This is a genomic window from Microbacterium sp. DT81.1, from assembly GCF_049844955.1.
Taxonomy (GTDB): domain Bacteria; phylum Actinomycetota; class Actinomycetes; order Actinomycetales; family Microbacteriaceae; genus Microbacterium.
Genome location: NZ_JBNCMA010000005.1, coordinates 421,270 through 432,663, shown reverse-complemented (window position 1 = coordinate 432,663; position 11,394 = coordinate 421,270). Strand labels below are relative to the sequence as shown.

The 11,394-nt window shown below is 63.1% G+C and carries 8 protein-coding genes and 1 pseudogene; 6 read left to right on the top strand and 3 right to left on the bottom strand.

All coding sequences use genetic code 11. The features are described 5' to 3' along the window. From ACLQ2Q_RS15910 to ACLQ2Q_RS15895, 4 genes and pseudogenes are all read left to right on the top strand, one after another. Positions 1-1,065: pseudogene (locus ACLQ2Q_RS15910) on the top strand (hypothetical protein); the annotation flags it as partial. 731 nt (positions 1,066-1,796) lie between these two features. Beyond that, positions 1,797-1,991, top strand: a complete 195-nt coding sequence (locus tag ACLQ2Q_RS15905) for a hypothetical protein (protein WP_425821577.1) — start codon at positions 1,797-1,799, stop codon at positions 1,989-1,991. 14 nt (positions 1,992-2,005) lie between these two features. Further along, on the top strand, positions 2,006-2,752 hold the full coding sequence (locus ACLQ2Q_RS15900) for a hypothetical protein (RefSeq protein WP_425821575.1): 747 nt from the start codon (positions 2,006-2,008) through the stop codon (positions 2,750-2,752). Positions 2,753-3,337: 585 nt separating this feature from the next. Beyond that, positions 3,338-6,163, top strand: coding sequence for a hypothetical protein (locus ACLQ2Q_RS15895; protein ID WP_425821573.1), 2,826 nt, complete (start codon positions 3,338-3,340; stop codon positions 6,161-6,163). A gap of 214 nt (positions 6,164-6,377) precedes the next feature. On the opposite strand, the gene ACLQ2Q_RS15890 is transcribed toward ACLQ2Q_RS15895, so the two are convergent. Beyond that, the gene (locus tag ACLQ2Q_RS15890; RefSeq protein WP_425821571.1) at positions 6,378-6,701 is read right to left on the bottom strand and encodes a DUF6176 family protein; all 324 of its coding nucleotides are present in this window, start codon (positions 6,699-6,701) and stop codon (positions 6,378-6,380) included. A gap of 243 nt (positions 6,702-6,944) precedes the next feature. Between ACLQ2Q_RS15890 and ACLQ2Q_RS15885 the strand changes: the two genes are divergently transcribed. Continuing rightward, on the top strand, positions 6,945-8,048 hold the full coding sequence (locus tag ACLQ2Q_RS15885; protein WP_425821569.1) for a hypothetical protein: 1,104 nt from the start codon (positions 6,945-6,947) through the stop codon (positions 8,046-8,048). A 568-nt stretch (positions 8,049-8,616) separates the two neighbouring features. Here the strand turns inward: ACLQ2Q_RS15885 and ACLQ2Q_RS15880 are convergent. Together ACLQ2Q_RS15880 and ACLQ2Q_RS15875 are read right to left on the bottom strand one after the other, a co-directional pair. Next, the gene (locus ACLQ2Q_RS15880) at positions 8,617-8,949 is read right to left on the bottom strand and encodes a hypothetical protein (protein ID WP_425821567.1); all 333 of its coding nucleotides are present in this window, start codon (positions 8,947-8,949) and stop codon (positions 8,617-8,619) included. Positions 8,950-9,092: 143 nt separating this feature from the next. After that, the gene (locus tag ACLQ2Q_RS15875; RefSeq protein ID WP_425821565.1) at positions 9,093-9,530 is read right to left on the bottom strand and encodes a hypothetical protein; all 438 of its coding nucleotides are present in this window, start codon (positions 9,528-9,530) and stop codon (positions 9,093-9,095) included. Positions 9,531-10,034: 504 nt separating this feature from the next. On the opposite strand from ACLQ2Q_RS15875, the gene ACLQ2Q_RS15870 reads away from it, so the two are divergent. Continuing rightward, positions 10,035-11,135, top strand: a complete 1,101-nt coding sequence (locus ACLQ2Q_RS15870; protein WP_425821563.1) for a hypothetical protein — start codon at positions 10,035-10,037, stop codon at positions 11,133-11,135. Positions 11,136-11,394: the final 259 nt, after the last annotated feature.

Sequence of the window (11,394 nt, the reverse complement as noted above, 5' to 3'; positions counted from 1 at the left end):
GTGGCGGTGCAAGCGAGGGGTATGCGGGATCTGGGCACCCTCGGTGGCCGGGAGAGCGACGGCGTTGACATCAACGTTTGGGGTCAGGTCGCCGGCACCGCCGACACCGCGGATGAGAATGCTCGCGCCTTTCGATGGAGCCCGTCGGAAGGCATGAAAGACCTAGGGAGTGTCAGCGGCGCGAACAATTCACGTGCAATCGCCATTAACGATCTGGGTCAGGTCATCGGAGATGCCTTCACCGCCATGGGCCGACACGCGTTTCGTTGGACCGCTTCCGGCGGTATCCAGGATTTGGGCACCCTCGGCGAATACGACACCCAGCCGGCGGGAATCAACAATCTCGGGCAGGTGGCAGGGCGATCGCTGCTCTCGAACGGGAACTTCCACGCGTTTCGGTGGACGTCCACAGGGGGTTTGCGCGATCTGGGCACTCTCGGCGGTCCTAGCAGCGTGGCGACTGCCATTAACGATCTAGGCCAGGTCGTCGGCGGGGCCAAGCTTGCCGACGGCTCCACACATGCGTTTCGGTGGACAGCCGCAGGCGGGATGCAGGACTTGGGCGCGCTGGGCGGTCAATACAGCAACGCCACCGGAATCAACGTGCGCGGTCAGGTGATCGGGACCTACCGTCTGAACGATGGCGGCGATCGCGCATTTCGGTGGTCGGCATCGGAGGGAATGCGAGATCTCGGTGCTTTCTACCCCCACGCCATCAACGCGCTCGGCCAGGTGGTAGGGGTTGGCAGCGGTGTGCCCGGGCCGATTCGCGCGATTCGTTGGACAGCGTCGGGGGGCATGCAGGATCTGGGCACGCTCGGCGGTCGAGAAAGCTACGCATATGACATCAACGACCTCGGTCAGATCGTCGGGATGGCAGACACGAACGTGGAGTTCCAGCCGCACGCTTTTCGATGGACGCCGTCTGGCGGGATGACGGACTTGGGCACCCTCGAAGGCATGTACGACAGCACCGCGGGGGCGATCAACATACGCGGCCAGGTCACCGGAGTTTCTAGCATGGCGGACGGGGAACGCCGACACGCGTTCCGCTGGAGCCCCTAACAGCCGATCTCGATCCTCCTCCGCCAGGGACACGTCGCCGCGCCCACAGGCAGGGCAGAAAACGCACGCGCATGGATCCGTTTGCGGGCGCGGTGGCTCACGCCGAATTGATCTAAGAATGTCGCCGGATCGGGTCGACTGATTGCGTCAGCGTCGATCCCTACCCCGGGCGTCGTTCGCAATCATTGGCGGTGGTCTCGCGCGGGGACCCGTGCGAGGACGCAGTGGCGCTACCCTCGATAACGGCGGTGCACACGCCGGTAACGCTTCAGTTGATCTATGAGCTCGGCGTCAGGGCTACGGTGGGTCGGCTTCGCGGAAGGAATGTATCCCAACCAGGACGGCCGCACGCGGCATCAATACCGTCTTGACAACTTCCACGGCTTGTCCGGCAACGGCTGGTGTGCTTGGTGTTCACTGGCGGGGTAGCATCGCTCGCTCGTGGGGTGTATACCGGGAGCGTGGCGGGCGAATCCGATGCTCGGCAACCATGGCGCGAGCACTTCCGAAAGACTCTGGGGAACGACCCTGCGGAACTTGAAACCGCAATCGATACGGCTTTCGCGGCCATCCGGGCGGGCTCCGATAAACGACAAGCGTCTGGCCTCGGAGTGAGGGCTGCACTCGCATGGCGGGCGTCGCATTCCCCGGCGCCGGCCCCACTGCCCGACATCCCACGATCCACGAATGCGCGATCGCAGCAACGAGCAGACCCACGTTTCAATGAATTCATGATCCCGCAAGCCCACGAGCTGTCCGACTGGGCACGGCTGGAAGAGCAGAAGCAGATCGAGCAGGAACGCATCCGCTGGCGAGTGATGCGAAAGACTCCGATGGGCAGAGTAAGCCTCGTCATCGGGGTGATTGTCTCGCTTTTCGTGGTTGCAATCTTTGCGTTCGTGATCTTCAGTATCGTGATGAGTTAGGTTTCCGGTGCGCTATGAGCGACCCATACGAGGGACCAATCGACGACGGATCGTCTGACGGCTCGTTCTTCACCAACACGGACGACGGCGCGATCGATATCGGTGACCTGCCCGACCCGGATGGCGGTGCGATCGATATCGGTGACCTGCCAGACCCGGATGACGGCGCGATCGATATCGGTGACCTGCCAGACCCGGATGACGGTGCGATCGATATCGGTGACCTGCCAGACCCTAACGACGGTGTGATCGATATCGGTGACCTGCCAGACCCTAACGACGGCGCGATCGATATCGGCGACCTCCCAGACCCTAACGACGGTGCGATCGATATCGGGGACCTCCCCGACCCCGACGACGGCGCGATCGACGAGCGTCTATCTCCTCTTGGCAAGTCGGACGCTTGGGGCCAAGGGTGGGACTCCGCGACCAACGACACAATGGATCGGCCACCACAACCGGGAGAAAGGAAGCTCACTCCCGAACAGGCTGACGACTACAACAAGGGGTTCCGGGCCGGCCAGGAGTGGCGCGAGAAGCAGGAAGACGAGGGCAGGCCCGGTATCCGCCCCGACGACGGCAAAGTCGACAAGGAGAACGAAGATCTCACGGGTGAGATTCTCGACCAGATCGCCGAGATGCAAGGCAAGGGACACCCGCCACACGGTCATCACGAGCCACATGAAGTAAAGGGCTCCTTGCCGGATCTCCCAGCAGGTCGTACTCCACCGCCACGCACACCGCCGCCCCGTACCCGCTAGGGCAGCGATCTTGGCTGCCCGTCCACCCGCTGCCGTCGCCAAAGACAATCTCCACGGGCACATTCAACCGCGGATCCCTATCCGGGCACTGGGCCACGGAGTTGGGCTGACCCGCGAGATCAGTTGCCCACGCTGAGCGCCATCTGATGTGGTCCTTCTGTCCTACACGAGTAAACACCCCACGTTCTGAGAGGTGCTCCCTTCCTTCTGGGCCACGCGAGAGGCGACGACAGACGGGTCGCTTTCAGCCACACGACGATCGTCGACGCGACGGTTGTCGCGATGCAGATTCTGGAGCAGCGGGAACCTTTGGGACGGCGGCGGTATCAGCCCCGCCGCGCCGGCCTCCTGTGTTGTGACGGCCATCCCGCAGCGAGGGATGCGACGGAGCCTCAGAAAGGGAACTGATGTCCAATCGGGGGAGACGAGCGGTCAGCTCGTATTTTTTCGTGCCCTTGACAGCGATGCTCGACGTCGCCTGCAACCTCCCGTTACGCGCAAGTCGGGTCTGGTGACTGGTGCCACATGCATACCTTGCAAAGAGTCTGGCGCACATTCGCGATTACTGTATCGATCGCGGCTGTCGTGACGACAACGTCTGGCGGGCTGCTCGAGAGCCAGGCCGCATTGACCCTCCAGGACGCTGCACTTCCCCACTCTGCCGGCGAAGCCATCGCCGTTAATGCAACCGAGGTGTCGGAGGTTCCAATCGCATTGACCGCGGGTCGACGCGCAACGTTTCGTACTTTCGGTGTTGACGGTGTCGAAGATCCCGTGCTGCACCTGCTAAGCCCATCGGGAAGCCAGGTCGCTATTATCAACGCGCAGGGGGCCGGCGGGGAGGAGCAGCTGTCATACCAGCCGGCGGTATCAGGTACCTTCCGGGTCGTGCTGCGAGCGAAGACCGCGTTGTCGACGGGGCGCGCGGGGCTGACGCTCAACGGGGAGGCATGGACGGACGATCTCCCGTTCGCGGGAGGCCTTGTCAAACTGCACACCATCCGTGCCGGCGAAGTCTTGCAGACCACGCCCGTCCCTCGGGGAATGTCGAGTGTCCACAGCATGTATGTGATTGGCGGCGACGGCCTGAACCTCCTAGCACGGCGCACTGGCGGCCCGGCGGCGGCTCTCAACTGGACTGCCGATCAGGATCACCAGACCGTCACCGTAGTGGCGGGCGCACTGACGCCCGGCGGGGGAGGCGCTATCCGGCTTACCCGCAACGACGCGGCTATCTCCGGCCACGACGCTGATCACGACGGCCTCGGCACGGAGCTAGAACGGTCGATCGGGACATGTGCAGACTACTTCGGAGTGCGGCGCGGTTTCCGATGCTCCACCGCAACTGATCCGGCCGATACCGATGGAGATGGCATCGATGACGGGTGGGAGTATCTCGGCAAATTCCACATCTCTTTGGGCGCCGGCGGGTTTCGTACCGGCCGCCTGCCACTGCCGCTGTGGGGTGCCAACGTGAGACACAAGGACCTGTTCCTGGAGGTCGATATGATCCTGCGGTGCCCAGGGGACACCGAGCTGAGGATGACGCCGGACAACGCCCGGCTGTTTGCGGCCTACTACCAGGACGAGATCGGTTCACCCTCGATCGCCCGGCAGGACGCGCACGCGGCAACCCTGCGGAATCCGGACGGTAAGACTGGAATCAATGTTCATCTCGACACCGGCGTAGCCCCGGCGAGCGAGGACGACCTGACCCTCTACGGAGATTGGGGTGGCTACAACGTCGTCGACCCAGAACTCGAAGAGTGCGCAGACAACACCCACTACCAGACCGCGTGGCGAGAGCACATGGACCCCGCACGTCGAGGTGTCTTCCGGCACGTGCTCGCCCACAACGGCAACGGAGGCCAGACCGCGATCGGGTCGTTCGCGATCAGTGGCGCGATCAGCAACGCTGCGGTGCTAGTTCACGAGTCCGGGCACGCCATGTACCTCGGGCACTCGGGGCCGGACAGGGTGACCGGGGACGTTGACGTGAATTGCAAACCGAACTATCCGAGTGTGATGAATTACGCATTCCAGAACCTCGGCGCGGGATTCGCTGACGGGTCAGGCAACGTGACACTGAACAACGCGTCGCTGCAGGAGTCCGGTGCGGTGGACCCCGACAACACCCTTCTGTTGGATGGGCTGGAAGACACATTCGACTACTGGGTTGATCGGGCGAGTGGGAGCGTGGATTGGAACCGCGATGGGTTCATGTCGCCGGCAACAGAGCGGGTCCAGGCGTATGCCAACTCCCGACCAGGGGCCGCGTGCGAGTACACACGCTATAACCGCAGCGACCTCGACGAAGCGAGCGACGTGAGCCCGGCGATGTCCAGCCTGAACGGGCGGGTATACACGTTCTATGTCCGGACGGATGGTCGGTTGCGGTTCGCGCATACGGACTCCGACTGGTCCTGCGAGGTCCCGGATGCCGACGCGGCGTGCGTCACCTGGAGTACACCTGAGACGCTCAGCCAAGAGGCCACCAGTGTCGATGTGGAACGGGTCGGGACACCGGGCCGGCTCCTCGTCGTCTATGTCGATCCCGGCGGACGGCTCGTCGAGACGCGGTTGACCCTTGGAGCCGGAGGACTGCAGACCTGGAGCCCGACGACTGTCCTCCCGGACTCCTCCCGGGCCAGTGGCGAACCGTCACTCGCCCGACAAGGGCCATGCAAGGCGTACCTGGCGTACAAGACCATCACGGGTCAGCTCCGACACCGGCAATGGACATGCGTGAACGGGTGGGGCCCGGAGACTCCCGCACTCAGCGACCGGGAGCAGCCCATTGTTCTACCCGACTTCGCCTCGCCGGGAATTGGGTACGCGTATCTCGGTTTCCGACCCAACAGAGGAAGCTTCGTCGGCGCTTTCGCCGAGACAGACGGAACACTCCGGCTCTGGCGGCTCAACGAGATCACGGGTCAATGGGTACTGATCGAACGGGTTGACGACGTCGGCCGTGCTGAGGGGCGTCCCGCGCTGGCGTGGGTATCCTCCGCGACAAAGACCTCCGACGGACGGTTGTACGTGGCCTGGCTGACACATCCCGCGTCGCCCGAAGACCGTACAGTCAGAATCGCGATGTCGCACACCTCGGTCCGGCAACTGCCCAACGGTCACCTCGCCCGCCAGTTCCGTATTGGGCTCAGGACATACCTCGACAACAATTCGCTCAGAGCAGCGGGCATCTCACTGCTCTTCGACCGTGAGTCAAGCAGTCACCTGATCAGTGCCGAGTCTCGAGAGACTGGGGATGAGAGCTACATCTCGATCCGACCCAAGGCGGATGGGATCAACGATTTCGCCTATACCGGCTACAACGACTGGGAGACCATCCGAACCGGTTTGTGCCTCGGAGTCCTCAAGTCGACGGCACTTCCATACCGGGTGCGGTGTTGAGGCCGGCCACACACCACCGGACGACGCCCAATCCCTCAATCGAATGTCACTCGGGCGGTCAGATTGACTTTCATCGGCTGGGTTGGTCGGCCTCGGGTACCGCTGGCGAGCCCCGTCGGCCCGCCGAGTTGACCTCTTCATCCGCTCCGAAGACCTTAACTGATTGAGTCCGCCACAATCGCTTGCACGGCGGGGTAATGTGTCCGGCGCGCGCTCACTCCGGACGCAGATCCAGAATGATCTCGCCGGCCACTGGTCCGTCGTCGGCAGTTCGCATCACGGCACGGTGCTCCGCATCAATACTCCGTAGCGATTCGTCGCCGACCGCGCGCGCCGTCGTCAGGTCGTCTGTTTGCATCGCGTACACGATGATCGGCCCATCGCTCGTTTCGAGGAGTAGTGATGTCTCGTGCTCGATCCCTTCAGCGGCGATCGACTCAAGTGCCTCAGCGCGTCGAGGCCCATCGACCTCCTGCAACCAGGCGCGGACCGATTCGCGTTGATCCTGGCGGATGCGACGTGCGACGAGATGAATCACAAGTACAGGCTAGACAGTCGCGCAGACTCAGCCGGATGCGCTACAGATTGGGACGCAGATCGATCCCTTTACGTGCGGACCCCCCGCGGCGTCGTCAGTAGGGGCTAGCAGTCGCCGCGACGTTACGGTCGGTTCGAACGCCTTGTACCGATGCATGAGGAGCGACACAATACAGCCATACCCGGGGGCAGAGCCGCACAGTTCACCAAAGAGGAGTAGGCAATGAACGTTCGGAGGAGATGGGTGATCGCCGTGGTCGTGACGGCACTTGCCGGGTTGATGCCGGCCCCGGCGGTCGCATCCGGCTCGACAGTGTCGGTGGAAGCGACACGCATGCTCGACCTGGGCACGCTCGGCGGCCAGAACAGCTACGCGGGTGGACTCAATGTGTGGGGGCACGTGGCTGGCACGGCGGACACGTCCGGGGGGTGGGCTCACGCATTCCGGTGGACGCCATCGGGAGGGATGCAGGATCTGGGAACTTTGGGGGGGCGCAATAGCTATGGGGCGGACATCAATGTCTTGGGTCAGATTGTCGGAGCCTCGGAGTACGAGGTAGGCACTGAGGGGGAGACGCGTGCGTTTCGGTGGACTCCTTCCGGAGGCATGCAGGACCTGGGCACGCTCGACGGGGGCTCTACCGGGGCGGCGGCGATAAACAACCGCGGGCAAGTCGTCGGGTTCTCGTACCTCTCGAACGGGTACAGCCGCGCTTTCTTATGGACCCCTTCCGCCGGCATCCGCGATCTCGGCACGCTCGGCGGTCCCAGCAGCATCGCTTACGACATCAATGATGTGGGGCAAGTCACGGGGTTCGCTGATGCGGCGGATGGGAGCAGTCATGCGTTTCGGTGGACGCCGTCGGGGGGAATGCAGGACCTCGGTGTGTTGAATCCGGGCACCTGGCGAACCGCCATTAACGCGCGAGGTCAGGTCATCGGCCGCGGCTACCGCGGATTTCTGTGGACCCCGTCAGGGGGAAGGCAGGACCTTGGGTTCGCCCCGGCGGCCATCAACGCGCGTGGCCAGGTCGCCGGAGATGTCACGGGGGGCGAGACTCAGTTCGTGGTGCGGTGGACGCCGCCCGGGACAGTACGGATCGTAGGTGAAGACTCCGGCCGCAGCTGGGCGTATGGGATCAACGACGTCGGCCAGGTCACCGGACAACGCTTCGCCCCCCGAGGAGGCCCCCAAGCGTTCTTTTGGACGGCCTCTACCGGAATCACCGACCTGGGCACACTGGGCGGCGACAGCAGCTCCCCGTCCGAGATAAACATACGCGGCCAAGTCGTTGGGAGCGCCGACACGGCCGACTCCCGGACTCACGCGTTCTTGTGGAGCCCGTAGGACCTCTCCAGCACCCGGCCTTATTCGCGCTGGCGGCGGTTGAGGATGTCGCTCGAGGTGGTCCGCTGACCGATCCAAGCGAAAGATCGTCTAGAGTCGCGCTTCGTTCTCTTGTAGGGGTCCCTGTATTCGGCCCCATACAATCCATCAACCTGTCCCACATGCAAGCCGGCTATCGCCGGCGTCCGGTTGGGATCCCCAAACGGGCTGTGCCCGGATGTGGCTGGTCACGTGCGGGCCAAGCACGATGGGGATCGCCGCGTGGTCGGCCCACAGCATCTACGAAGCCCCCAGTATGAGGTCGGGCGCTCGCTTACGCATCTCAGCGATCGCGGCTCAAAGTCCGTGTCCTTCCCTCGGGATAGCGAATCCCACCAGCGTCCCGGGCTTTGACAATGGACGTCGATGTGTCACCAAAGTGACGCAGCTTGTCGGGGTGCGGTGGAGGGGCGCACCAGTTCGAGCACGACATCCGTTCGCCCACCTTGGTCCCCAATGGCTCGGGATGCGTAGCCGAACTTAGCTCGCAGAATGATGTGGCGTGCGCAGTCCTTCTAGCAGCGCCAATCTAACCCAAAATGGGAGGCTCGGCATACACGGTCTGGTACATAGCATCACCCCACGATCCGGAGCGCTCGTCCTGCCACCGCACCCTGAAGGTCGCCCCTCTCTTCCGGCCCCGCTCGGTCAAATGGCCGTGAAAGTAGCCGTACTGGGCGAACGAGTGGGAGTAGGCCGGGCCGTCGAAGATGAAACCCTTGCCGACCACCTCGATGTAAAGACCGCCAACGTCCGGAACTTCGCCGAAATGGAGGTTCTCAAGCTTTGCGGCTGGCTCGCCACTCGGGCCCGGCTCGATCGTTACTTTCCAGTTCGCTTCCATCTCGATGAATCCCGCCATGGTGGTGACTCTAGTCACATCGCATGTTGGTCGCCACGCCCAGACGCGAGGTCGATGCAACGCCGATCTCGCTAGTGGCCCATATCCAACGCCGCACGATCCTCAAGCGCGTCAGCGCTCGGTTGGGATCCCTAAGCGTTCCTTTAGTTTGGCCCCGTCACGGTCTCAAACACGGTCCGCTGAGTCCTCGGCAATGTGATTCCCTGAAACGGCACAGGGGACCCAACGTTGACGAGTGCTGGAAGGGCGGCATCAAACTCCACTGCCCGAGTCGTGGTGACCTCCCGCCCCGTGACCTGGGGCCGTCCAGACTGGCGCACGGCACTGCGGCGCTGACCGAGGCACAGCACGAGCATGATGGCGCAGGAGACGAGGTAGAACGTGTGCAGGGCCCAGATCGGTCCGAGGGGCAGGCTGAAGACGTAGAGCGAGTAGACGAGGTTGGCCGCATTGATCATGACAAGGCTCAACAGGCTGTACGACGAGACATCCCGCGTGCGCAGCGCCTTGCGCAGCATCGGCAGGTTGCTGACCGCGAAGACGACGGTCGCGACCGTGCCGGCGATCAACGCAATGTCCATGATCCGACGTTAGGAGCGGCATCCCTTCGTCGCGTCGGCCGAAGCGCGCAACTTCATCGGACGACGTGTATGGGTCATCTTGTGTATACGGCCCTCCACGCGTGCGGCGGCCACGATCAGACGAGTCCGTTCTCGTAAGCGTAGGCGATCCGACTCGCGCGGCGGACGTGCACTGCGACGCTCGCGCCAGGCGCATCGAACTGATCCAATGCCTGGGAAAGTAACTCGTAGACGCTTGCAGCGGCCGGCACGGTTCTCACCGTAGCCCGATCCTCGATCCTCGATGCTCGCGCTCGGGTACACAAGCGTCTTTGCGGTTGTCGATGCGCTGCCATCGGACCAACCTGAAGCGTCGATGTCAGGCTGGCATTCGCTCGGTTGCCGCCAGACGGCGCCGCATAGCGCCTCACAGGGCAGAGGGTTTGGGGTGGGCCGCCCGATAGCCGGTCGGCCTGAGCGCACCCAATCATGACTGCACCTACGGGCGACTCTTATGATCGGGGCATGAAGTCGCCGACCCTCGTAGCTAAGCCTGATGGGGTGCCCGTGGCAAAGGAGGTCCGCAATATCCCGCAAAGCGTGAAGGCGATCGCACTCGATACGAACGCTGGCAGCCGGGGCCTGCTCAATCTTGAGGCCATTGACGAGTTGATCGACGTGATCAATGCTCAGGAGCTCCAGGTCGAGATCTGGATACCGGAACCAGTGATGTGGGAGTGGGCCGAGCATGCTCATGATCTCGCCATGACCACGAAAGCCGTGGCTGAGACGGCATCGAGGCGCCTCGAGCGCTCCGGAATCGCTGAGTTCGCCAAAACCGACTATTCACTCACCATCGACGAGGTGATCGACATCATCGAGGATCGACTCAGCGAGTTCTACTTGGAGGACGGTTCAGAAGCGGTGCGAGTCCTCCGGCTTGAGTCATTCCCGGACGCTGCCGTCAACGGGATCCGGGATCAGGTTCTACGCCTGGGGGCTGGACGGACAAAGCCTGACGGTGATCAGGCTGTCAAGACTGGTGCAGCAGACAGCGCCTCCTGGCGCTTGATCACGGACGCGGCCAGTTCGCTCGACGAAGTCGCACTCGTGACAGCAGATAGCGACGCCGCCCGTCATTTTGTGAGCGGAAGCAAGCCGGTCATAGTGAGAGACATCTGGGCGGCGAAAAATGCGCTGCTTCGCCTCACCAAACCTTCAGTTCAGGCGGTTAAGGACGTTGCGCTGGCGATCCAGAATGACCTACCTCAGCTCAGCGAAGCGGACCTCTACCGGGCTCATACGGTCGGCGGGCTTCCCTCCTCTCTCATTCCCGCACGCGATTCGAGCTATGACCCGACGGTTCGGGTGCTCGGGATCGACCGCGTGCTCGAGGTAGAGAACATCGAAGTGTCAAGAGCCGACGAGACAGCTACAGCGATCGCCGTCGTCGAGGTGCACATAGTTGTGGACTTCCTACGCTGGGATGCAGAGAGCGAGTCGCTGGAGTCGGATCAACTTGAAGATTCCGGGATAAGGGCCGTGGCTCAGGTGAGCGCAGAGTCAGGAGGCAAGCTCGGAGGTCCGTGGTACGCGTGGGTGGACGACCTCGAACTTCACGGCTAATGGAACCACTCGTTCGGCCAATGAGTTCTCGACAATTAGAACCTGCGATGTGGACCCGCGCAATGGATCGGCGCACACGGCTAGAAGTCGTCGCGTCGCTCGTGCCAAGCCTGTCTAGACCAGTGGTTGGCGTGTCGGCTAGCGGATTCAATCCACAAGCAGGTCCTCACGGCCCTCAAGTGGGTCGTTATGCGTGCCACTGCGAGCGGGTGGCCATCGGGTCCGCCCGAGCGTGCCAAGCAGCCGGCTGCTTCGTGGG

Excerpts from the sequence above, each read along its gene's own strand:
- ACLQ2Q_RS15905 (WP_425821577.1), top strand. The coding sequence starts at position 1,797 with ATGATCCCGCAAGCCCACGAGCTGTCCGACTGGGCACGGCTGGAAGAG.
- ACLQ2Q_RS15900 (WP_425821575.1), top strand. The coding sequence starts at position 2,006 with ATGAGCGACCCATACGAGGGACCAATCGACGACGGATCGTCTGACGGC.
- ACLQ2Q_RS15880 (WP_425821567.1), bottom strand. The coding sequence starts at position 8,949 with ATGGCGGGATTCATCGAGATGGAAGCGAACTGGAAAGTAACGATCGAG.
- ACLQ2Q_RS15875 (WP_425821565.1), bottom strand. The coding sequence starts at position 9,530 with ATGGACATTGCGTTGATCGCCGGCACGGTCGCGACCGTCGTCTTCGCG.
- ACLQ2Q_RS15870 (WP_425821563.1), top strand. The coding sequence starts at position 10,035 with ATGAAGTCGCCGACCCTCGTAGCTAAGCCTGATGGGGTGCCCGTGGCA.